Source organism: Ruminococcus sp., from assembly GCF_016283395.1.
This window is the reverse complement of the sequence record NZ_JAEEMU010000032.1, coordinates 80,158-104,244: the sequence shown is the minus strand read 5'-3', so window position 1 is coordinate 104,244 and position 24,087 is coordinate 80,158. Positions and strand designations below refer to the sequence as shown.

Here is a 24,087-nt window from a genome sequence, read left to right as displayed (position 1 = left end):
CTGCTTTGTTATTTTAGTACATTCGGAGTTTTTCACCGTATAAGTGCATTTTATTCACATATGATATTTGACATTGGATTTACAAAATGTTATAATGATGAAGTGTGTTGATCAAGTGACTGACGGTCACTTACAGGGCGCATAATTTTATGGGTAATGAAGCGACGCCCATGTACGGAATGAGAGATTTGATATATGAAATACCGATTTTTTGCAGCTTTTATGGGCACGCTCGTCATAGCTTCCACGCTTTCAGCCTGCTCAAACAACAATACCTCAGATAATACCCAAAGCTCCTCAGCAAGAGGTATATCTGCTGAAATAACCGATACGAATGCAGAAGAAACAACTGCTCCCGAAGCACAATATGATACAAATGCACCTTCAAGAGAGTGTGCGGCAAATCGTCATCAGATGCTTTTTGTTATGGATAACGGAGACTATATCTACTCCGCGAACAAAGACGGAGATAATGTTCCTGTAGAGGTATATATCCGCGACGACCGCAAGGGCAGGACAGAAGAGCTTGACCTGCCGGAATACAGCGAGCTGCTGTACTCCGCTGAGGATAAGCTGTATTACTATTCGCCTGATGACGGTCTTTGCGTATACGATGACGGAAAATCAACTCCTCTGAACAGTGAAACAAAGTATACTGACGTTATACCCCCCCGCGACACCTTCTTTTTCACAGATGATGCCATATATTTTGCAGTTTCGGGCGATAACGGCACTGAGATAAAGTCTATGGACTATTCGGGAAAACTCTCGGACAAGGTTTATACCTCGGATTTCAGAAATGTCCGCATAGTGGGCTTTTATAAAAACGACCTTATATGCTCATATAACATAGGTACAAACGGTTATATCTGCATATTCAGCAGCGAAAACAGCTCCACAGAGCTTAAAACAGGCGACTCTCCGTATATTATCGGGGATAAGGTCTACTTTATCGACTTCAACAGCCTTTGCTGTATCCCACTTGAGGGCGGCGAAAAGGAAAAGGTCAGCGATGAAAGATGCACCGATTTCTGCTTCTATGAGGATAAGCTGGTATTTACGGACAGTATTTCCGTATTTTCCGCAGAGCCTGACGGCAAAAGCAATGTTCTTCTCGAAGCAAATGACCTTACAAACTGCAACTATATCTCAGGTTTGGGCATAACCGACGGCAAGCTCTATATCTGCGGCGGCTCGGGTTCATTCTGGAAAAGTATTGCCGAAACAGACGAAAACGGCAAGATAGTTGAAGAGATAAGCGCAGGCGTTGACAGATAAGTCCTTTCATAAGTAGTCAGAAAAAACCACTTTTTCAATGGAAAACCATTGAATATACAAATATATTTTTATTTTTTAACTAACGATGAAATTAGATGAAATTCTCGCGCTTATATTTTTACTGCTTATTATTGCCGCGGCAATATGGCTGTACAAAAAGCTTCATAAGCCCGATATCACCAAGCTTTACAACGCAAAGACCATTCTCACAGACAGAGAATACGAGTTCTACAAAAGGCTGAAGCCCCTTGCCGATGAATACGGTCTCAGCGTATACAGCAAGGTAAGGCTTGCAGACCTTATCGAACCCAAACCCAAAGCCGAAAATCCTTACTGGATGGAGTGCTTCAACAAAATAAAAGCTAAGCACATAGACTTCGCTCTTGCAGACGAGGATACTGCTATCGTCGCTCTTATCGAGCTTGACGATACCTCTCACTCACGTCCCGACCGTGTGGAGCGTGATGATTTCGTCAACGCAGTCCTCGAAAATACAGGCTATACCCTGCTACGTACATACGGCGACCTTGACGTTATCGAAGAATACCTACGTTGATCAGTGAGTAGTGAGTAGAAATAAAAAGGACTGCATATGCAGTCCTTTTCCTTATTGTGATAGTATGTAATGACAAATCCTATTTGCACAAATATAGGGAATACCGCGGACTGCCAAATAAGCAGTGCTCCAAATCTTTGATCTGGTCAGCAATGCTATATGCAGAGCTATCCGCCCCTACAGTTTTTATTGCGTAAAGCACGGATGACCAATGGTCGTCCCTACAATGAGGTTATTTAATGTTATTTCGGATATTTGCGGGCGAGCGGAACTTGCCCCTACAATGGTTATTTTACAGTTACGGTGTATGCCTTTTCCATTTTAACCGATCCATAGAATAAACCTCCGCTTTCAAGCTCCTTATCTTCTGTCTCGATCTTCATATTATTGAATAAGACTTTACCGCCATATGATGATATATCAGTACATTCAGATACATCCGCTATGGGATATACGATGCCCATATCAGGTTTTATGCAGTAAACAGGTGATTCATAATCTCTGTATATACTGCAAAGGAACACAAATCCTCCGCTGTATACCGCCTTATCGCCCATGTCCTCTATGTCAAGTATGTAATGCTCCATTTTTTCCAGATCATACATATGAAGAAGGGTAAAATTCTTGACAATAAACATCTTATCGTCACCATAAACGATATCTCCGCCTATATAGGACAGTGACACGCGGTAATAATCACTTACCATATCAAGCTTTTGCGTATCCTCGGGAGCTACAAGATAAAATGGTACTCCATTGAAAACATCATTTGAAAATACCTCGCCGCCAAGATCGCCGGTTTTATTACTGATAAAGCGTTCGGAGTCCGCTTCATAATGCAGTGTCCCAGTAACTTTAAAGTCCATATCATACATGATTATCATAGGATAGCCATTGTCGTCATGTCTTACCATTATGGGGCTGTCAAAACTGCCGATCTCGTAAACGCTTTTTATATCGCCTGAATTAAGATCATAGGAATATATCTTTGAAGTCATATCATTGGTATTATATATCGAATAGAACATTTTTCCGTTCGCAAAAAAAGGTATATCCATTAAAACCTCGTCTATATTCTTTGATGACCAGCTGTATATCTCTTCGTTTTTGCCGCTGCTTTCGTCATATTGGAAAAGAGAAAAATCGAAACTTCTGGCAAAAGCAGCCCGATACTCAACGACTATATAGCATTTGCTGCCATATGTATAGCAGTTCCTTGCAGCACCTTTCTCTGCCCTATCCTTACATAAGGACCAATCGTATTCTAAATCGTCTGGAATACCGTTATCGTTGCTGTAATAGCTCTCAACATTCTCCGCTTTATTGCATATTGGGACTTTACTGCCGAAATCAAGTCCGCTTAGATCCACATAGCTGACCTCTACAGGCGGCTCTCTGTCGGGATATGAAAGGGATACTTCAATAGTCTTGAAATCATCTTCGCTCAATATACGATAAACTGTTGTGTTATCGCTGTTTATCGGTGTATCACCTGTATCTTCATTGACTGCCGTATCCGTTGGCTTGGGCTCTTCCTTTTTCTTTTTATCATCACTGCACGAAAAACAGCTTAATGCAAGCGCGGCAGCTGCAATTATACTTATCATCTTATTCATGCATTACCTCCTTGGTGTTTGTACTAATAGTGTATTTCAAAATCTGAAAAGATGATGTTTTTTTCGGGCGGCGGAACGCCGTCCCTACAATGCTATTTCGCTGTGACAGTATATACTCTTGTCATCTTATCCATATTATATGATATACTGCCGCTCGTTTCGTCTTTATATTCTTTCTTGTAATTACTGCACGAATTGAATGTAACAGTATCGCCAACGGTCTTTAGTCCGCAGTATAAATCATTATCAGTTATGACATATGCAATGCCTAACTCGGGAATAATGCAATATACAGGCATTTTATACTTTTCGTACCAGTTGCCTGTGAACACCATTCCGTTGCAGTATGTACACTCGCTTCCCATGCCTGTTACGTCAAGTATGTAGTGCTCCATTTTTTCAAGGTCGTACATATGGATACTGCCCTCATTTTTTATCAGGAATTTCTTATCATCGGCATAGATTATCGTTCCGCCTGTGTATGACAGCGATACATGGTAATATTGACATATCATGTCAAGCTTGCGCTTATCATGAGGCTTTACAAGATAATAGGGTACTCCGTTGAAGATATTATTTGTGTATACCTTGCCGCTCAGATCTTCATTCTTATCACTGATAAAGCGTTCGGAGTCCACCTCATAATGCAGTGTCTCAGTAACACTGTCTTTTATATTGTACACGACTATTGAAGGATATCCTTTGTCGTCATGACACATAATTGGACTGTTGTTCTCGTAAACGCTTTTTATATCGCCTGAAATAAGATCATAGGCATATACCTTTGAGCTATTATCATTGACATTATATACCGAATAGAACATCTTTCCGTTAGACAAAACAGGTGTTCCTTTGTAACTCTCGTTTATATCCTTTGATGACCAGCTGTATACCTCTTCATTCCTGCCGCTTTTTTCGTCGTAGCAAAACAGTGAGAAATCAAAGTCGCTCGTCAGAAAGCTCTTATATTCCACAACTATATAACACTTTCCGTCATACATACAGCAGCTGCTTGCAATGCCTTCCGCTTCTTCATTTATAAGTTTTTCCCAGTTGTATTCGATTTGACTTAAACTGAACATATCTTCATAATATGTCTTGGCATTTTCTTCGGTATTGCATACGGGCAGCTTTTTGCCGAAATCAAGTCCGCTTATATCCACACAGCTTACCTCTACAGGCAGTTCTCTGTCGGGATATAAAACGGATACATCAATGGTCTTGAACTCATCTTCGCTGTACTCACGGCAAACAGGCTCGGTAACGAGGGTATCTCCCGTATCTTCATTTACAGCGGTATCCTCTGGCTTGGGCTTTTCCTTGTCATCACAGGCTGTCAGCACTGACGATAGTGCAAATACTGCCGCAGCAAAGAGATATATGCGCTTATTCATTATTTTCCTCCTGTGTGAACCAGACTTTCACCTGATCGTAATCGTATTCTATATGTGTAACTCCCGGCTCTTCCATGACTTCATGCTCGCCCTTTTTTATGTTCATATTGAACCAAAGGCTGTTATCATAGCTGTCATAAAGGGACAGCCACATATACGCTTCATATTCCTGACTTGTTGAGCCAAATGAAGCAAGGTCAAAGGTAAGTCCTAATTCGGGCATGATATAATATATCTTGCCTGAACTGCCTGTGGGATATGCAACTATACCGTCCTTTGCATACTTGCAGTTGTCCGCGCCGAGACAGCTGTAGTCGATTATATAATGTGTGGAGCTTTCAAGGTCGAACACATGGACGAATGTAGTTTCTGCACCTGCTACCTGACTGCCCTGTCTTAAAGCAAGCTTTTTATCGCTTGCATAGAGTATATCACAGCCCGTAAGCCCTGTGGAGACCTTGTATTTTTCCGTGTATACGTTGTATTTACGAGAGTTTTCGGGCTTTTCCTTCCACGCGAAAAGCTCACCGTAGATAAACGGACAATCCTTGCTGGCTGAAATTGAACCATATACATTCGGATCATAATCCTCAAATGCGGAATATAGCTCGGTCCATGTCTTGCTCTTGAAATCGTATTCCTTTACTTTGACATCACAGCCTGTTATTATATAATAATTCTCGCCGTCATCTAAATAGGCATACTGCCCGCTGTCGGATTTATAGTCTTTTGGAACGTCCTCTGTATGGTTTATTGTCTCTCTTACCAACAGCCTGCCTGCGGAATTCCCCATAATTTGCGCATTGTACTTCTGGCTTTCCTCAGCCTCAAGAATATTCACAAGCTCTTTCTTTTCCTCGTCAAGATAGTAAAGACCTTTCTCTTTAGTGAGAACGTAAAGTACGCCGTTTATCCTGTAAAGCTGCCAGATAATAAGACTGTTTTCGGGGTCTGAATGGCGGAATATCTCCTCCTTTTCACCTGTAAGTCCGTCAACGCGGAATATGGCAGACTCATGATGACCGAGACAATTATTGTCGTATTCTACATCAATATAAAACGTATTATCGTCAATAAAGCAGTCATGTATAACGCCTTTCTGCGGCTCTGTACAGCTCTTTTCCCATTTCTCTCTGATAAATTTTTGGTATTCCTCATCTTCATAATCGGAATTATCTGTCCTGTACCTGTCACGGTACTTCTCATCTTTGCATGGCGGTATAAGGCTTCCGAAATCTATCTGTGAAAGATTAAGCATATGCGAAGTAAGCGGCGGCTCTTTGTTGGTAATATTAAGGTTTACCTCCACGGTTTTGAAACTGTCCTCCGAAAACTCCTTGTATTCGGTCTTTACAGGCTCGTCAAGGGCAGGCTCGTTTACGCCGTCCTCAATATTTACAGGCTTTTCCTCGGTCTTTTCCTTTTTCTTTTTATCCTCGCTGCACGAAAAACAGCTTAATATCAGCGCGGCTGCGGCAATTATACTGATGATCTTTTTCATATTTATCCCCCCTTAGTGGTTTATATAAATAAGTGTATCCTGTAGTAAGAAAAGGCGATGATTTTTATGTTAAAATAAAAAAATTTATATTCGCTGACAAAAATCTTCCATTTCTATTTTACAGGCAATATCACGCGATGTCAACACTTATTGGTATGTCAAGGTTATTTTTGTCGAACTGTGTCGAGACTTCATCAATTATCCCAAATCACCGCCATTTCACGAGGTCTTATTTATGATTTATCTGGAAATTTACCATTATTTGCTCTTGGATTTGCAATATCGCGTTATTTGTGTTATAATAAAACGATAATATATTTTTGTACATTGAAAGGGGTTTTAAAAATGGATCGAAATGTGTTTATTGAAAAGTTCAGCGGGAAGCTCCCTAAAAATATAAAGTCTGCTTCTCCTCAGCAGCTCCACGACGCTCTCGGCAAGACCGTTATGGAAATGTTCTCGGAACGCTGGAACGAAAGCCGTCAGCAGCACCTCTCAAAACGCCGTGCTGCGTATCTCTCAATGGAATTTCTCGTAGGACGCGCTGTATTCAATAATCTCCTTGTACTCGGCATCTATGACGATGTGGAAAAGGCTTTCGCAGAGCTTGGTCTTGACCTTTCTGCTCTCGAAGATATCGAGGACGCTGCCCTCGGCAACGGCGGTCTCGGCAGACTTGCTGCCTGCTTCCTCGACAGTGCCGCTTCACTCGCTCTTCCCCTTGACGGATACGGTATCCGCTATAAATACGGTCTCTTCAAGCAGTCTATCGTGGACGGCTATCAGAAAGAGGATATCGACGACTGGACTAAGTACGGCGACCCCTGGTCTGTACGCTGCGACGAGGACACTGTCCTTATCGAGTATAACGGTCAGACCGTAAAGGCTGTGCCTTATGATATGCCTGTTTTCGGCTTCGGTACTGAGAATGTGGGGACTCTCAGACTCTGGCAGGCTGAACCTGTAAAGGAATTCGATTTCGAGGTTTTCAATAATCAGGACTATCTTGAAGCTTCAAAGGAAAAGATATACGCTGAGGATATCTCCCGTGTACTCTATCCTAACGATGACACCGACGAAGGCAAGAAGCTCCGCCTTAAACAGCAGTATTTCTTCAGCTGTGCTTCTCTTACAGATATAATCAGGAAGCACAAGGCTCGCTTCGGTACTCTTGATAATCTTGCTGACTATATCTCAGTACAGCTCAATGACACCCACCCTGTTATATCTATCCCCGAGCTTATCCGCCAGCTGGTGGACAACGAGGGCTACACCTTTGAAACTGCCCTTGATATGGCTAAGAGGATATTCAATTATACTAACCATACCGTTATGCAGGAGGCTCTGGAAAAGTGGCGCACCGACCTCGTTGAAGAGCTTCTGCCCCGCATCTACGCTATAATCATTCAGATAAATGAGGCTCTCATTGCGGATATGTACGCCGCAGATGTGCCTAAGGACAAGATAAACCGCATAAAGATTATAAAGGGCAGCCTTATCCATATGGCTGACATGGCTTGCTATGCTTCAAGCCATATAAACGGAGTTGCTGAGATACACACTCAGATACTCAAAGACTCTGTGCTTGCGGATTGGTTCAGCCTTTATCCCGAGCGTTTCCGCAACGAGACAAACGGCATAACTCAGCGTCGCTGGATAGCTCTCTGCAATAAGGAGCTCTCCGCGCTCATTACCGAGCTTATAGGCGATAACAGCTGGATAAACGACCTTGACAAGCTCAAGGAGCTTGCTAAGTACGCTGATGACGAGAATGTGCTCCGCCGCTTCATCGACATTAAGCAGGGCAAGAAAAAACAGCTTGCCGACTTCATAAAGGCTCACGATGATATCGACACTGACCCGAATTTCGTATTCGATATACAGATAAAGCGTCTCCACGAGTATAAGAGACAGCTCCTCAATGCTTTCTCTATCCTGTGGATATACTACGGCATAAAGGACGGCAGCATCACAGACTTTACTCCTACTGCTTTCATATTCGGAGCTAAGTCTGCTCCGGGATACCGCCGTGCAAAGGCTATTATCAAGTTCATCAACGAGGTGGGCAGGATAGTTTCCTCCGATCCAGATACACGCGACCTTATAAAGGTCATCTTCGTACAGAACTACAATGTTTCCTACGCTGAAAAGCTTGTTGCAGGTGCTGATATCTCAGAGCAGATATCCACAGCAGGTACTGAAGCAAGCGGCACGGGCAATATGAAGCTCATGCTCAACGGTGCTGTGACTCTCGGTACTTACGATGGTGCTAACATCGAGATAGTACAGGAGGCAGGCGAGGACAACAACTATATCTTCGGCGCAAGAGTCGAGGATCTGGAAAAGATAGTGCCCGAATACGACAGCAGAAAGATATTCGCTGACGATGCTATGATAAGAAAGGTAGTATCCTCACTAATCGACGGAAGCGTTTCCGACGGCGGCAGCGGCGATTTCCGCGAGCTTTATACCGCACTCCTTGACGGTGCGAGCTGGCACGCTCCCGACCATTACTACCTCCTCGGCGATATGAGGAGCTATGTTGAGACAAAGCTACGCTGCATAAGCGATTACCGCTCTGATCGCCTTGCCTTTGCAAGAAAGCAGTGGCTCAATATGTGCAATGCGGGCAAATTCAGCTCTGACAGAACTATCGCAGATTACGCAGAAAATATCTGGAACATCAAATAATACTTTTATTTCGCTTTCCCGAAGGGCGGTGAACCTTTGAACCGACTTATTGACAAGCTGGCTATAGTCCTTATATGCCTTATGAGCATTGTTATGTCCGACAGCTTTACAGCTCCTGTCATCGTTACACTTGCAACGCTTACCGTATCAGCTGCTGTACAGCTGATGACAGGTTCTGTCCTTGCGGCTGTCCTCATAGCTTCATGCTCGCTGCTGTGCGGAGTTTTTCCGCTTATGCTGTGTTCGCTCCCTTTGCTGCTATATGACGCGCTGTGGGAGAAGAAATGGTGGCTCACAGTTCCTGCCTTGACTGTACTGACAAAGCTTAATATGCTCAGTGCAGAACAGCTCATACTCACAGGTGCTGCCTTTGCGGTAACTATCATAATCTACAAAAGAGTTTCAAATCTTGAAGAAACTGTATCTGTCCTGACGTCTCTCCGCGATGAAGTCGCAGGAAAGAACAGACAGCTTGCGGAACAAAATCTGCGCCTTGCTGCCGCTCAGGACAACGAGATACACCTCGCCACCATGAAAGAGCGAAACCGCATCGCCCGTGAGATACACGACAACGTGGGACATATGCTCACACGTTCACTTCTGCAATCGGGTGCTCTCATAGTAATAAACAAGGACGAACAGCTGAAAGAACCGCTGGAAAGCCTTAAAACTACTCTTGACAGTGCCATGACCAGCATACGCGAAAGCGTTCACGACCTTCACGACGACTCTATAGACCTGAAAAAAGTCTTAGAGGACAGTATAAGCACAGTTGACAGCAGGTTCAAGGTCACACTGGACTGCGATGTAAGCGAAAATATCGCAGGAAATATCAAGCTGTGCATCATCGGCGTGGTAAAGGAAGGACTTTCCAACGCCGTTAAACATTCAAAAGGGGATAGAATAAACATCATTATACGTGAGCACCCTGCCTTCTATCAGCTCATGCTGGAGGACAACGGCTGCTGCACCGAAATAAAAGAAAGCGGCATAGGTCTGAAAAATATGTCCGACCGCGCTGCCGCTCTTAAAGGCACGATATCCTTTACGCCCTCGCAGGAAGGCTTTAAGATATTCATGTCTCTGCCTAAATCCTAATAAACATAATAAACGTCATACCCAGCGATTCATTATCCCATAGGAGATCTTAAAATGAGTACTGAAACTTTAATGAAATACAATTCACCTGCAGAGAGCTTCTCTGAGGCTCTCCCTATCGGAAACGGACGTATAGGCGCAATGATATACGGAACACCTGCCGATGAGAGTATCGTTATCAACGAGGACTCTGTATGGTCAGGCGGTCTGCGTCACAGAATAAACCCTGTGGCAAAGGAAGGCTTCGCAGAAGTGCGTCAGCTCCTTAAAGAGGGCAGGCTCTCCGAAGCAGAAGATACTGCTTTCAGTAAAATGCAGGGCGTTACTCCGAATATGCGCCGCTATATGCCGCTCGGCGAACTGGAGCTGGAGCTCCATCTCGACGGAAAAGCCCGTGAATACTCCCGCAGTCTCGATATCGGAAGCGCAGTCGCTGATGCTTCCTTTACCGTGAACGGCGTAACATATACAAAAGAATACTTTGTATCCGCTCCCGACGAAGTTATGGTAATGCGCATATCCGCGTCAGAGCCTGCTTCTGTCTCTCTTTCGTGCTGCATAGGCGGCCGTGACGACTATTATGACGACAACCGCCCATGCGGTGAGAACATGATACTCTTCAACGGCGGCAGCGGCAGCAAAAACGGCATATTCTTCGCTGCCTGTCTCGGTGCTTCTTCAAAGGGCGGCGAGCTTACAACAGTGGGAAACAGGATATGCGTGAATAATGCCGACGAGGTAATGATAGTTCTCTCGGTAAGAACAAGCTTTTACAGCGAAATGTATGAGGAATCCGCTCAGGTGGATACGGAAATGGCTTTGCAGTGCGAATATGACGAGCTCTACTACCGCCATGTAAACGACTACAGAGAGATATTCGACCGCGTTGAGCTCTCTCTCAACGATAACAGCGAGGAAGAGGACCTTGCTCTCATGAATACAGACGAGCGTATCGACCGACTTAAAGGCGATGAGCTTGACAATACCGAATGTGAAAGACTTATCCATGACAATAAGCTCATCGAGCTTTACTTCAATTTCGGAAGATACCTCATGATATCATGCAGCCGCCCGGGCACTCAGCCTGCCAATTTACACGGCTTGTGGAATGACCAGATGTCATCGCCCTCAGGCAGCCGCTATGAGCTCAATATCAATACGGAAATGAGCTACTGGATAGCCGAAAGCTGCAACCTCTCCGAGTGCCACCTGCCTCTCTTTGACCTTATGGAGCGCATCTGCGGCAACGGAAGAGTCACTGCAAAGGAAATGTACGGCATACACAAGGGCTTCGTATGCCATAATTCTACTGATATATGGGGAGATACCGTGCCTCAGGACGAGTGCAGGACTTCCAGCATATGGCCTATGGGCGGTGCATGGCTGGCTCTCCATATCTACGAACACTATGAATACACCCTCGACAAGGAATTCCTTGAGGAGAAATACCATATTTTAAAGGAAGCTGCCGAGTTCTTTACAGAATATCTCACAGATGACGGAAAGGGCAAGCTGGTAACAGGTCCGTCCGTATCTCCCGAAAACGAATATATCGATGAAAACGGCGTGAAAGCAAGCCTTTGTATGGGACCTGCTATTGATATGCAGATAATCACCGTACTTTTTGCCGATGTCATCAATGCTGCCCATATTCTCGGAAAGGACAGCGAATTTGCGGAAAAACTCAGCAATATGATGCAGAAGCTCCCCCTTCCGCAGGTGGGCAAGTACGGACAGATTATGGAATGGGCAGAGGACTATGACGAGTCTGATATCGGTCACAAGCATATCTCTCAGCTCTTCGCTCTCCACCCTGCCGACCTTATCAATCCCTACAGAACTCCAAAGCTTGCGGACGCTGCAAGAGCTACACTTGTCCGCAGACTTATCAACGGCGGCGGCAAAAAGGGCTGGAGCTGCGCTTGGATAACCAATATGTGGGCAAGACTCTATGACAGCCGTATGGTATACGAAAACCTCAAACGCCTGCTCTCACACTCTACTAACCCTAATATGACAAATTCAGAGCATAATTTCCAGATAGATGCCAATTTCGGCGGTACTGCCGCTATCGCTGAGGCTCTTTTACAGAGCTGCGGCGGCGAGATAGACCTGCTCCCTGCAATTCCCGATGAATGGAAGAGCGGTTACGTTAAGGGTCTCAAAGCAAAGGGCGGATATACCTTTGACATCTACTGGATAGAGAACAAGCTCACTACAGCCGATATATATTCCGAGGCTGACGGAGAGATGCATCTCCGCGCAAACTGCGTTGCAAGCATTACCTGTGACGGTATATCTGTAAATTCACGTATCGAGGACGGCGTTATCATCTTCAATACAGAAAAGGGCAAGAAATATACTGTCAAAGCCTGATACCCTTAGGAGGAATAAATGGATATTCGCAAGATAGCTGCTGTTGCCGTTGCTATAGGAGCAGGTGCTTCTATTTTTGCGGCTTGCAGCAACAGCAAAAAACCTATTACATCCTCTGTGCCTATCATAGAGGAAACTACTGCAAAAAGTACTGCGGAAGCCACTACGACAGAGCCTGTTGAGACATTCCCCGATTATCCCGTTACTTTCCCTGAAATAGAGAAAAAACAGTCGGGCAACCTCTACGAAGCCGAAAAAGCCGAGCTCAAGGGCGGTGCTGCTGTAGATACAAACAAGCCCGAATTCAGCGGTGACGGTTATGTTACCAAATTCGGAAACGAAGGCAAGGCTTCTGTGGCTTTTGAGATAGATGTCCCAAGTAACCAGCACTATGACCTTTCATTCAATATACTGTCCGAAAAGGCTGTAAACTGCCGCTTAAAGCTTGGCGACGAACAGCTTACAGTATTCAAAACTACCGACAATAATCAGTTTACATATATCACCGTATACGGAGTTTTCCTCACAAAAGGCAAGCAGAAGCTTGAAATTACTCCCGAAAACGGCGAAATGTGTCTCGATTATCTGAAAATAGAAAATAATACCTCCCTCAGCGACATAAGCTATGACGCTAAAGGGGAGCTGGTAAACAAAAATGCAGCAAAGTCGGCAAAGGAGCTTATGAGCTTCCTTTCCGAAAACTACGGAAAATACATGATAACAGGTCAGTACGCTTACGGCGGAGATAATTCCGAGCTTGACCTTATCTACCGTACTACAGGTAAATACCCTGTTATACGCTGCTCAAACTTTGAAGTCTCTCACGGTGATCTTGACGAGAGCTTCAGGGAAGTGGATGCTGCTGCCGAGTGGTACTTGAACGGCGGCATCTCCTGCGTAAGCTGGTACTGGAAGTCACCTTCCGACAAGAAAAGTGCTATGACCGCAGATGATACTGACTTTGACCTTTCAAAAGCCGTTACCGAGGAAAAAATCGCAGAGCTCACCGAGGAAGAGCTTCGTGAGCTTTACAGCAAGGGAAATATTTCCAAGGAATGTTACGGGCTCATACTGGATATAGATAATATGGCAGGTCAGCTCACTTCACTGAAAAACAGGGGAGTTCCTGTACTGTGGAGACCGCTGCCAGAGGGCTACGGTGACTGGTACTGGTGGGGCGCAAAAGGTCCTGACGCTTACAAGTGGCTGTGGAACCTGCTCTACGAACGCCTGACCAAGTATTTCGAGCTGGACAACCTTATCTGGATATGGAACGGTCAGAGCGATACTACCCTCGTTGACAGACGTACTTTCGATATCGCTGCCGTTGACCTTTACGTCAAGAACGAAAAGGACTATGGAAACAGATTTTATGAGGAATTCGCCGCTGTTCAGAAATTCGTGGGCAGCGACAAGCTCATCGCTATAAGCGAGTGCGGAAGTATCCCCGATATAGACGCAGCTTTCCGTGATAATGCCGTATGGTCGTTCTTCAGCGTATGGTACGGAAAGTACATACAGAACGAAAAAGGCGAATACAGTGAGGAATTCACTAGCAAGGACGCTATGATAAGAGCGTATAACTCCGATGGTGCTATGACTCTTGATGAATACCGCAAGCTCAGAGGTATTGAGCCTCCCGAAGCTGATAATGATACCGAAGAAGAAACTGCTTCTGCAACCGACTAAAAGGAGGTTTTAAATGGACGGAGAGTTTCATCCAAAAAGACCGCTCTCTGCGGCACAGGACGAGATACTTGTAAAAACGCTCCATGAGGTCGAAAGAAACGACCACAGAGCCATAAGCTTCAAGCTATGGGATACTCTCGTCATTACTCCCTTTTCCAGACCTGAGGATATGTTTCTCTTCATGGAGGAGGATTTCGCGCTGCTGACTACCTCAGACAAGTCCTTTACTCAGCTTCGTATGGAAGCTCAGAAGGCGGCTGAGAAGAAATACGGTGCAAAGGGCAACGTTACTCTTGAAAAGATATACAATATCTTTACTAAAATGAGCGGCATCACTCCCACGGGCAGGGAAAGGCTTATGACAAGGGAGTGTGACCTTATAGAGCATTTCGCTTTTCCGCGAAAAATAGGAAAGCTTCTCTTCGATAAAGCTAAGGACTGCAAAAACAAGATAATCGTTACTTCTGCATCTTATTATCCCCGCGATGTTGTGGTCAAGGTACTCTGCAACTGCGGCTACGGCGGATATGACTCGGTAATAATCCCGTCGGAACAGAATATACCCGATTCGGCAGAAACAGGTTATCTTGATGTTGTTATAAAAAAATCAGGCGTTGAAGCAAGCAATATCCTCCATATCGGCGGAGACTTCTCAAAAGATGTTGAAGCCGCTATAGTCAGAGGTATGAAGGCTGTTATGCTGCAATCAGTTCAGCCCCTTATGATAAAATCGGGACGACTCCGCGGATTTATCGAGGAAAAGCTCATATTCGATATCGACAGCGAAAAATGCATGGCTTTAAGGTCCGCTTTCGCACTTTATGCGGCTTACGGCTTCGATGTTCCGCAGAATAAAAAGCCTACCAGCGACTTCTGCCTCGATGAATACATGATAGGCTTTATGATACTCGGTCCGCTTTCACTCATCGAGGATTTTGAACCAGAGACCGAGATGCAGAAGTCTCTAATAGAGGCAATGGAAAAAAATCAGAAGATAACCGACGGAAGAGACGATTTCAAGGATATGCTGTACTTCCATTTCGGGGATTTTATCGGGAAATACGGCAGCGAAGGCTGTCGGCTGCCGCTGGAATTCCTCGAAAATCACAGCTATATCGGCGACAGGAATATTATTTTCCCGCTTCTTTCGGATAAAGAAAAGAAAAATTGGGGCAAGGCTGCAAGTGAACCGAAACTTGCCACTGTCCGCATGGAAAAAGTCAAGAAAACCCCTCTTCAGAAGCTTGCCGACAAGCTTTTCCCCGAGGGTACTAACGTAAGAGAAATGTCAGAAGCAGTTCTGCACAGAAAAAAGCGGAAGTAATACATCTTTTCACCTTCTTTCCGTCTTTTGTGACAACCTTTTCCGACGGTGTTTTTTACCGTCTCGCTGTTGATACATTTTCCGAACAAATGCTACCAGATCCCTTAAAATAAACCGTTGCAGCTCCTTTTGTGATATGATATCATTAATAAGCGGTCGAAAACCGCTGAACAAGAGGAGGTATAAATCATGAATAACAAGGTAAAAGTACTTATCGGTGACGATTCTGCCGAGACAGGCGTGAGCATAGCAAATAAGCTCCGCGAAAAGGGAATGTATGCGTATACAAGACGTAATGACTGCGGCATCATACTGGAGTCTATCAAAAAAGATCCACCCGATGTTGCTGTAATGGACATATCCTCTCAGAACGGCGATGTTATTACCGTTATGAGAGCTGTTAAGGAAATGGGCATTAAACCCCCTGTATTCATCATAACGTCTGCTTACGACAACGAGTTCATCGAAAGACAGGTGACAGAAAACGGTGCTTCTAAATTTCTGCTGCGTCCGTGCAGTGCAGATGATCTTTGCAGTGCTATAAACTCTTCACTGGGTGACAGAGTCAACAGCTTCAGCGATGACATGGAAGTAGTAGTTACGGACATGATACATCAGCTTGGAGTTCCTGCACATATCAAAGGCTATCACTACCTCAGGACTGCTATACTCTATTCTATCAAGGACAAAACTCTCCTTGACAGCGTTACAAAGCTCCTGTATCCCACTGTGGCAGGTATCTACGATACCACCTCATCACGAGTTGAACGTGCTATCCGCCACGCTATCGAGATTGCATGGGACAGAGGAAATGTTGACACTCTAAACTCTTTTTTCGGCTACACCGTTGATACGGGCAAAGGTAAACCTACTAATTCGGAATTTATCGCGCTTATTACGGATAAGCTGCGTCTGCGATATAAAAGTACGCTGAAAGCTTTCTAATATATCATAAGCCGCGGTGATACCGAATAAAATATATTACAGTAAAGGAGAATCACCATGGCTTTTAAAAAAATCGACATAAGCGAGCTTTCTTTCAATCCTTTTGACAAGATCGGCAAGCAGTGGATGCTTCTGACAGGCGGAAACAAGGAAAGCTTCAACACGATGACTGCTTCATGGGGACAAATAGGCGTTCTCTGGAACAAAAATGTCCTCACCTGCTACATCAGACCTACACGTTATACCTATGGATTTGTTGAGAAAAACGAATGTTATACCGCTTCATTCTTAGGTGAGGAGTTCAGAAAGGCACTTTCCTTCTGCGGCTCTCATTCGGGCAGAGACTGCGATAAGGCTAAGGAAGCAGGTCTTACTCCTGCTGAGATAGACGGCTGTATGACTTTCGAGGAAGCCGAGCTCGTACTCGTCTGCCGTAAGCTTTACAGCTATGACTTACAGGAAAGCGGTTTCCTCACAGATGACGGTATCCCTGAAAAATTCTTTAACGGTGACGCTTATCACCGTGCATATATCTCCGAGATCGTAGGAGTATATGTAAAGGAATGATCACTCTTGATTAGCTATTGCTTTTATCGGTAAGCAATCTAATATTATTATTAAAGAAAAGGGGGATATGCAATGAACGATGATATCCTCAAAAACGTTGCATTAAAACACAGAGTTTCTAAAGATGAAGTAATTGAAGAGATAAACAGATCTATTCTTGAAGCCTGCAAAAATCCCGATGCTCCTATCAATAAAATAGGCGCAGGTGACGTTCCGACAGCCGATGAGGTCATTGCGTACGCCCTTAAAATGCTTTCAGCTTCTAATATGAACTGAAAAAATCCCCTTACAAATACTGTAAGGGGGTTATTTTTTAGATAACTACTCACTATTCACTACTGATAAAAACAGCCCCTTGCAGACCGTGAGTTGTCCGCAAGGGGTTCGATTTCTTATATGATCAAAAAAGACCTATTATTCAGCAGCATTGAGCTTCTTAGCGAGCTGAGACTTCTTTCTTGCAGCCTTATTCTTGTGCATAAGACCCTTTGCGCAAGCCTGATCAACTCTCTTGATAGCAACCTTGATTGCCTCTGCCTTGTCAGCAGCACCTGTTGCTACAGCTGCGTCAGCCTTCTTGAGAACTGTCTTGAGATTTGACTTTCTTGCCTTGTTAGCAGCAGCCTTTGTTGCGTTAACCTTTACTCTCTTCTTAGCAGACTTAATGTTTGGCATTTTGTTACACCTCCTTGAATTATGCAGGCGGAATAATCGTCCGCATTTTACAGATAATAGGAGCAAACACGGGTTCGTTCACTCCCGACAGCTGCAACGCACAGCTGCCATACTGAGACAAATATAATTATAACATTTTTCCACATTGTTTTCAATATCTAAAAGTGAAATAATAGTGATAAATTTTTTCCACAATTAAAGCAAAATGCACAATATGGAGGAATATATGGTTTTTCGCACCGATCTTGCACTGGAAAGCATCTCCTGTGACCAACTACCTGACAGCGTTCACATCTCAACAAGAGGAAAGTCTTTCAGCATTACCGAGATAATCATTGACGATGACAGCTGCCTTTCCACTATCGGCAAGGGCAAGGGACGCTATATCACCCTTGAGGGCGGCAGTCTCAGCCGATTTTCCGACGATTACAAGCTCATGGCTCAGGAGCTTGCTGACGAGCTGTCGAGGCTTCTCCCTGATGGTGATGTGCTCGTTGCCGGGCTTGGAAATAACGATATAACTCCTGATGCTATAGGTCCGCAGACAGCCGCAAAAGTACTTGCTACGCGGCATCTCGGCGGTGAGCTTGATGCAGATGAGGAGATGTTCCTGACCTCGCTGCGCAATGTCAGTACATTCTCTGGCGGTGTCATGGGACAGACAGGCATAGAGACAGCAGAGATAGTACGCGCTGTAGCTGCCGAAATAAAGCCAAAAGCAATAATTGCCGTGGACGCCCTCGCCTGCAATGACATCAGCCGTCTGGGGACTACCATACAGCTTACGGATACGGGGATATCCCCCGGGAGCGGCGTTTCAAATCAGCGTATGGAGCTTTCGGAAAAGCTTTTCGGCATACCCGTTATCGCCGTGGGAGTCCCCACAGTCGTGGATATGCACACTATCGTCCGAAGTCTCACAGGGAAAAGCATAAACAGGGATCTGCCAAATATAATGGTAACTCCCCGTGACATCGACCGCCTTACCGAACGTGCTTCACAACTCCTTGCTTTCGGTATAAACCTCGCTTTGCATCCAACTCTTACCTTTGAGGACGTAAGAGGGCTGTTTTAGATTAGCCTTTAGCCTTTAGCCATTAGCCGTTAGCTTGTAGGGGCTGCCAGCCCTTAAAATGAAAAGTGCCGTAAGCGATGTACGACTGTCGGTCTTAATTGGAGTGAGCGAGCTTGCAAGCGTCAACGTTGTTAGCCAGCGCGGGCTCCGCGCCTACCACATGAATTCTATGTCGGGGGCTTTTACCATGTTTATCTCTGGCTCAGGCTGGGAGAGCTGCTGCTCTTTTTCCTCTTTTAGTATTGCTTTGGCAAGCTCCTCTATTTCAACAATTTCATGGAAGTAATCGTTAAGCGGCTGGACTGCTTTGAACACCTCGGCGGTATGCTCCGCTATTTTACGGCTGAAAAGCTCCTCGGGATCGCTTACCTTCGTGTACACGCTGAGTCCCTTTTTTACAAAATATTCCTCAAGCTCGGGATTAGGACAGGGCTTTTTGCGCTTGTATTCGTCACCGCCTACCGTGAGTCCGTAGTTTTCAACAAGTTCTGATATCATGTTGAGAAATGGCTCTGAGTCCTCTGCAAGCTGACTGCGGAAACGCTCCATAACTGCGGCTTCGGGTTTGGATATGCGGAAGCCGAACTCCGCACCCTCTGGGGAGAGTTCAAAATACAGCGTGGGAGTCTTGTTCCAGTACCACGCATCGTAGCGGACATATATCCACATAGTATCGCGGTAATGTAGATAGGGCGCGAAATTCTCGTCGCGGTATATCCTGCCCACCTTGTACATCATGCCGTCAATATAGGCAAATGGCGCAAAAAGCTCCTCGCCCAGAGCCTTCATGGGCTCGAATATCTTCTCGGTATATATCTTCTTGCGCGGCTCGAACCAGTCCTTATTGTTGTTATGCCTTATGCCAAGGAGGAACTCCAACGCCTCCTGTGAAAATCCTTCAAACATTGTATCACCTTTCAATTTCAGAACTGTTTTTATTTTATCACAAGCTGTGACATAATTCAAGCAGAAACAACTTTTAACCAAAAAATTACAGCAATATAGTCCTAATTATATTTCACACACGGGTGGAAAAGTTTTCAACATGGTGTTGAATTGAGTGTGGAGTCATATGTTCGATTGTTGATAACTCTGTTGAAAAGGTGGAAAACAACGTAAAATACACTTTCTGGAAGTGCGGAAAAGTTGAAAACCCTGTGGATAATCAGGGAAAAAGAGTAAACAATAAAAATAAGTTGTGGAAAACGTCTCCACAACAATACTCTGTAAAGGATATGATTTGTATGAAAAAGCTTTTAGCAATATGCTCCATATTTTTTACCGTTTGTGCAACTCTTACAGGCTGCGGCGATAACAACGACGGCCATTATACAGATGACGGAAACGGCACTGTAATTACTGACGGCACGACTGATAAAACCTATGAAAGCACTACCGACAGGAAAGATGACGACAGTATCCGTGACCGCGTTGACGATGCCGCAGACGGTGTCGGTGACGCAGGCAAGGACATCGTTGACGGCGTGGGAGATGCCGGCAAAGATGTGATAGACGGAGCTCAGAACGCTGTTGATGACGTTATCGACGGTCTCGACGGCGACAAGGAACATGACGAAAAAACTACCACAACTGACAAAAAAGACAGATAAACAAAGGCGGACAATAAGTCCGCCTTTTTAATTCATAATTCATAATGCGTAATTGTAGGAGCGCGCATTGCGTGTCCGCAAATATATAACATAAATTAAGGAACGGACGACCAATGGTCGTCCCTACAATTCGTTTCATGTTATTTGTATCGTAAGGCAAAACGAGCGCACAGTGTGCGCCCGTACATTTTCAACAGCAAAGCTCTGCAATAGATTCTGCCATTATTTCTGCATTCTTCAGCAGGTTAGCCACCGTAATAAACTCATCGGGACTGTGCATATGACCGTCCTCGTTGGGGAACTCCGCACCGAAAGCAACTCCGCCCTCTATCTCGTGGACGTAAGTACCGCCGCCGATAGCGATACAGCGTCCCTTATCACCTGTGACTCTCTCGTAAGTTTTCAACAATGTCTGTACAAATGTTGAATTCTCATCAGTGCAGTGGGGCTCAACTCCCTCGCAGGAGTCAACAGTAAAGCCTGCACTTTCAAGTGCATCGCAGATAATACCGCCTATCTCAGCCTTTTTGCGGTCAAGTGGGAAACGAATGTCGATACCGCCGTAGATCCTGCCGTTTTCAGTGTTCAGCATGGACAGTACACAGGTCATATCACCCGATATTTCGTCACGGAAGCCAAGTCCGCAGTTTTTGCCGTTGAACTCGCCGTGTGGGAAAAGCTCAGCCAGTCCGCAGAGTAGCATATTCTCGCCGCTGTAGCTGTCAAGGAACTGAGTTATAGCGTTCTCGCCCTTTTCGGGAGTGGAAGCATGAGCCGAAACGCCCTCATAAACGGCTTCAACAGGCTCGCCCTCGTCACTGTCCATTGTTACCGTGCAGAACTGCGGAACTGCATTTATGACCGTTCCTGCCTGTATTTCCAGTATTTCCTCATCATCGAAATCCGATGAGAAATACACTCTCAGCATACCCTTTTCCGCGTTGATAAGTGGGTAATCGCCGTCTGGAGTGAACACCATTGGCGGCAATTCGCGCTTTTGGCGGTAGTAAGCAAGGTCCGCAGAACCGTTCTCCTCGTTAGTTCCGAAAATAAGACGTATGCCCTTTTTCAGCGGCAGTCCTAACTCTTTTACAGCTCTTGCAGCGAAAAATGCGGCTACAGCAGGTCCTTTATCGTCAATAGCTCCGCGTCCCACAAGCTTATCCGTATCGGGCTCATAGCGCAGCACGAAGGGATCTGTTGTCCAGCCCGAACCTACGGGAACTACGTCAAGATGTGCAAGTACTGCAAGCTCAGCAGGAAGATCGTTTATATCCGCCGAGCCTGCGTAGTTTTCAACATTATCAACTTTAAAACCTGCCTCCTCACACTTTTTCAGCATGACTTCAAGTGCACGGGCAGGCTCTCTGCCGAAAGGAGCTCCCTCCTCGGCTTTTCCCTGTATACTGGGTATAGCAACGAGCTCTGCCAGCAGGTCTATCATTTCCTGTTTATGGGCTTCAAGGTATTTTCTTATTTCAGTCATTTTTGCCTCCGTAAAACTAAATAATACAAAAAACCGCAGTAAAAATACTGCGGTAATTTGCCTGTACACAACATCTCCCGACGGTGTGTACCAAGAAAGAAAGGATAAATATGAAAAGAATTAATCAGTTAACAATAGCCTTTTCAGTTTCCTTATCGAAGATATGGATTCTGTTAGGATCAATAGCAACCTTGATATCGTCACCAGGTCTTGCTGTTGATCTTGGGCTAACTCGTGCTGTGAGCGGAATACCCTCGCAAAGGAGATAGAGGTATGTCTCAGCACCCATCATTTCTGTAATTTCAACGTTTGCGTCGATAACGCCTGTTGAAGCATTTGAGAGATACATCTCTTCGTCGTGAATAGACTCAGGACGAACACCGAGAGTGATCTCCTTACCTACATAGTTGTTAAGCTCTTCGTTAACCTTTGACTCAGGAACAATGATCTGATATCTGTTTCCTCTGCCGTTTGAAGCACCGAATTCAACGATATACTGACCATACTCTTCCTTGAGCTCTGCGTCGATGAAGTTCATCTGAGGTGAGCCGAGGAAGCCTGCAACGAACTTGTTTACAGGATTCTCATAGAGGTTCTGAGGTGTATCGATCTGCTGAACGAAACCGTCCTTCATACATACGATTCTGTCACCCATTGTCATAGCCTCTGTCTGGTCATGAGTTACGTAGATGAATGTTGTACCGAGCTTCTTGTGGATCTTAGCGATCTCGGTTCTCATCTGAGCACGGAGCTTAGCATCGAGGTTTGAAAGAGGCTCGTCGAGAAGGAATACCTTAGGTGAACGAACGATAGCACGACCGAGAGCAACTCTCTGTCTCTGACCACCTGACATAGCCTTTGGCTTTCTGTCGAGAAGGTGTGTAAGGTCGAGTATCTTAGCAGCTTCATTAACCTTTCTCTCAATCTCAGGTCTTGGAACCTTACGGAGCTTAAGGCCGAATGCCATGTTATCAAATACTGTCATATGTGGATAGAGAGCGTAGTTCTGGAAAACCATTGCAATATCTCTGTCCTTAGGTGCGATATCGTTTACGAGACGATCGCCTATATAAAGTTCACCCTCTGAGATCTCTTCAAGACCAGCGATCATACGAAGAGTTGTTGACTTACCGCAGCCTGACGGTCCAACAAGAACGATGAACTCCTTATCTCTTATCTCTAAATTAACATCTGAAACAGCAACAACGCCGCCCGGATATTTCTTATAAATGCCTTTAAGTGTTAAGCCTGCCATTTAATCCAGTCCTCCAGTTCAAAATATAATGCCGATTATTTTATTCCATTATCAGCTATGATAATATAATATCACATTTTTCATAACATTTCAAGTTGCTAAATCGCCAAACTTACAAAAGGTTGTTTATTAGATTTGCCGAAAAAACAGGCGAATATCGGGCACAAAAAGCCTCAAAATCCTGCTCTCTGAACAAGTTTTCAACATCTTTGTGCAATAATTCCATACACTCTCCTATTGCCAGTTTTTCGGGCAGAACCAATGCTCCGAGAGAAACTCTCATAAGCAGCTCTACATGATTACCCACAGCGGCGAACATTCTTTTGACCTGATGATATTTTCCCTCGTTTAATTCAACAAAAGCCAGTCTATCGGTATTTTCGGCTTTTTTTACCCTTGCGGGGAGACAAGTCTCACCGTCCGCTAAAACTATGCCGTTTTCAAATTTGTTAATATAATTATTCTCAAATGGTCTGGCAAGTTTCACAATATAAATTTTGGGTATATGGTGTTTCGGAGATAACAAATTGTGCGCCAGTTCGCCGTCATCGGTTATGAGCAGAGCACCTATAGAATCCTTGTCGAGCCTTCCTGCAGGGAACATACCCTTTGTGCGAATTTCAGGGGGGAGCAGCTTCAGTACCGTATCGCCGTCCTTGTCGTCAGTCGAGCATACATAGCCCTGGGGCTTGTTGAGGAGTATATACTTATAGCGCGAGCTTCCTATCTTCTGTCCGCATACCGTTACCTCTGCCGACTCGGTATCTATCTTGGTATCAGACTTTTTCACAACGACACCGCCGAGACATATCTTACCCTTAGAGGCAAGCTCCTTTATCTGACTTCTTGTGTATTCAGTTCTTTCGGAAATGAATTTGTCCAGCCTTATCTGTGCCATTGTTCCTCCTGTGGGCATATATGCCTTTATTTATGAATAAGATGTACTGATGC

At 44.8% G+C, this 24,087-nt stretch carries 21 protein-coding genes; 13 read left to right on the top strand and 8 right to left on the bottom strand.

Translation table 11 applies throughout. The features are described from left to right. The first annotated feature begins 195 nt into the window (after window positions 1-195). Together QZZ41_RS01085 and QZZ41_RS01080 are read left to right on the top strand one after the other, a co-directional pair. On the top strand, window positions 196-1,278 hold the full coding sequence (locus QZZ41_RS01085; protein WP_295066916.1) for a hypothetical protein: 1,083 nt from the start codon (window positions 196-198) through the stop codon (window positions 1,276-1,278). 85 nt (window positions 1,279-1,363) lie between these two features. Next, entirely contained in the window at window positions 1,364-1,834 is a 471-nt protein-coding gene (locus tag QZZ41_RS01080) for a DUF2726 domain-containing protein (protein ID WP_295066914.1), read from the top strand. A gap of 287 nt (window positions 1,835-2,121) precedes the next feature. Here QZZ41_RS01080 and QZZ41_RS01075 read toward each other — a convergent pair whose 3' ends face one another. From QZZ41_RS01075 to QZZ41_RS01065, 3 genes are all read right to left on the bottom strand, one after another. Beyond that, on the bottom strand, window positions 2,122-3,450 hold the full coding sequence (locus QZZ41_RS01075) for a hypothetical protein (protein ID WP_295066912.1): 1,329 nt from the start codon (window positions 3,448-3,450) through the stop codon (window positions 2,122-2,124). Between the two features lie 92 nt (window positions 3,451-3,542). Further along, window positions 3,543-4,844, bottom strand: coding sequence for a hypothetical protein (locus tag QZZ41_RS01070; RefSeq protein WP_295066910.1), 1,302 nt, complete (start codon window positions 4,842-4,844; stop codon window positions 3,543-3,545). Next, the gene (locus QZZ41_RS01065) at window positions 4,837-6,345 is read right to left on the bottom strand and encodes a hypothetical protein (RefSeq protein ID WP_295066908.1); all 1,509 of its coding nucleotides are present in this window, start codon (window positions 6,343-6,345) and stop codon (window positions 4,837-4,839) included. Before QZZ41_RS01065 ends, QZZ41_RS01070 begins: the two co-directional genes overlap by 8 nt. A 345-nt stretch (window positions 6,346-6,690) precedes the next feature. Here QZZ41_RS01065 and QZZ41_RS01060 point away from each other — a divergent pair, with 345 nt between their 5' ends. From QZZ41_RS01060 to QZZ41_RS01025, 8 genes are all read left to right on the top strand, one after another. Beyond that, window positions 6,691-9,036 (top strand): glycogen/starch/alpha-glucan phosphorylase, encoded by a 2,346-nt coding sequence (locus QZZ41_RS01060; protein WP_295066906.1) that lies wholly within the window; start codon window positions 6,691-6,693, stop codon window positions 9,034-9,036. 36 nt (window positions 9,037-9,072) lie between these two features. After that, complete coding sequence (locus tag QZZ41_RS01055; RefSeq protein ID WP_295066904.1) at window positions 9,073-10,134, top strand: histidine kinase; 1,062 nt, start codon at window positions 9,073-9,075, stop codon at window positions 10,132-10,134. 54 nt (window positions 10,135-10,188) lie between these two features. Then, window positions 10,189-12,510 carry a glycoside hydrolase family 95 protein gene (locus tag QZZ41_RS01050; RefSeq protein WP_295066902.1) on the top strand — a complete coding sequence of 774 codons (2,322 nt, stop codon included), beginning with the start codon at window positions 10,189-10,191 and terminating at the stop codon, window positions 12,508-12,510. Window positions 12,511-12,528: 18 nt separating this feature from the next. Continuing rightward, a complete protein-coding gene (locus QZZ41_RS01045) occupies window positions 12,529-14,199 on the top strand; it encodes a glycosyl hydrolase (protein ID WP_295066900.1) in 1,671 nt (556 codons plus the stop codon). Between the two features lie 13 nt (window positions 14,200-14,212). Beyond that, a complete protein-coding gene (locus tag QZZ41_RS01040; protein ID WP_295066898.1) occupies window positions 14,213-15,523 on the top strand; it encodes a hypothetical protein in 1,311 nt (436 codons plus the stop codon). A gap of 189 nt (window positions 15,524-15,712) precedes the next feature. Then, window positions 15,713-16,468, top strand: coding sequence for a sporulation transcription factor Spo0A (spo0A, locus tag QZZ41_RS01035; protein WP_295066895.1), 756 nt, complete (start codon window positions 15,713-15,715; stop codon window positions 16,466-16,468). 57 nt (window positions 16,469-16,525) lie between these two features. Beyond that, window positions 16,526-17,035, top strand: coding sequence for a flavin reductase (locus tag QZZ41_RS01030; protein ID WP_295066892.1), 510 nt, complete (start codon window positions 16,526-16,528; stop codon window positions 17,033-17,035). A gap of 72 nt (window positions 17,036-17,107) precedes the next feature. Continuing rightward, the gene (locus tag QZZ41_RS01025) at window positions 17,108-17,311 is read left to right on the top strand and encodes a hypothetical protein (RefSeq protein WP_295066890.1); all 204 of its coding nucleotides are present in this window, start codon (window positions 17,108-17,110) and stop codon (window positions 17,309-17,311) included. Between the two features lie 138 nt (window positions 17,312-17,449). Here the strand turns inward: QZZ41_RS01025 and rpsT are convergent, their stop codons facing one another. Further along, the gene (rpsT, locus tag QZZ41_RS01020; RefSeq protein WP_072947633.1) at window positions 17,450-17,710 is read right to left on the bottom strand and encodes a 30S ribosomal protein S20; all 261 of its coding nucleotides are present in this window, start codon (window positions 17,708-17,710) and stop codon (window positions 17,450-17,452) included. Here rpsT and QZZ41_RS01015 point away from each other — a divergent pair. Together QZZ41_RS01015 and gpr are read left to right on the top strand one after the other, a co-directional pair. Then, window positions 17,704-17,826, top strand: a complete 123-nt coding sequence (locus QZZ41_RS01015) for a hypothetical protein (RefSeq protein WP_278244606.1) — start codon at window positions 17,704-17,706, stop codon at window positions 17,824-17,826. The genes rpsT and QZZ41_RS01015 overlap by 7 nt on opposite strands. Before the next feature lie 110 nt (window positions 17,827-17,936). Beyond that, complete coding sequence (gpr, locus tag QZZ41_RS01010) at window positions 17,937-18,785, top strand: GPR endopeptidase (protein WP_295066886.1); 849 nt, start codon at window positions 17,937-17,939, stop codon at window positions 18,783-18,785. A gap of 153 nt (window positions 18,786-18,938) precedes the next feature. Here gpr and QZZ41_RS01005 read toward each other — a convergent pair whose 3' ends face one another. Then, a complete protein-coding gene (locus tag QZZ41_RS01005) occupies window positions 18,939-19,691 on the bottom strand; it encodes a DUF2461 family protein (RefSeq protein WP_295066884.1) in 753 nt (250 codons plus the stop codon). A gap of 338 nt (window positions 19,692-20,029) precedes the next feature. On the opposite strand from QZZ41_RS01005, the gene QZZ41_RS01000 reads away from it, so the two are divergent. Further along, window positions 20,030-20,395 carry a hypothetical protein gene (locus tag QZZ41_RS01000; RefSeq protein WP_295066882.1) on the top strand — a complete coding sequence of 122 codons (366 nt, stop codon included), beginning with the start codon at window positions 20,030-20,032 and terminating at the stop codon, window positions 20,393-20,395. A 190-nt stretch (window positions 20,396-20,585) separates the two neighbouring features. Here QZZ41_RS01000 and QZZ41_RS00995 read toward each other — a convergent pair whose 3' ends face one another. The 3 genes from QZZ41_RS00995 to QZZ41_RS00985 form a co-directional block, all read right to left on the bottom strand. Continuing rightward, a complete protein-coding gene (locus tag QZZ41_RS00995; protein WP_295066880.1) occupies window positions 20,586-21,881 on the bottom strand; it encodes a Sapep family Mn(2+)-dependent dipeptidase in 1,296 nt (431 codons plus the stop codon). A gap of 124 nt (window positions 21,882-22,005) precedes the next feature. Continuing rightward, window positions 22,006-23,136: an ABC transporter ATP-binding protein gene (locus QZZ41_RS00990; RefSeq protein WP_295066878.1), complete on the bottom strand. Its 1,131-nt coding sequence runs from the start codon at window positions 23,134-23,136 to the stop codon at window positions 22,006-22,008. A gap of 112 nt (window positions 23,137-23,248) precedes the next feature. Next, entirely contained in the window at window positions 23,249-24,034 is a 786-nt protein-coding gene (locus QZZ41_RS00985; RefSeq protein ID WP_295066876.1) for a 16S rRNA pseudouridine(516) synthase, read from the bottom strand. Between the last annotated feature and the right edge of the window lie 53 nt (window positions 24,035-24,087).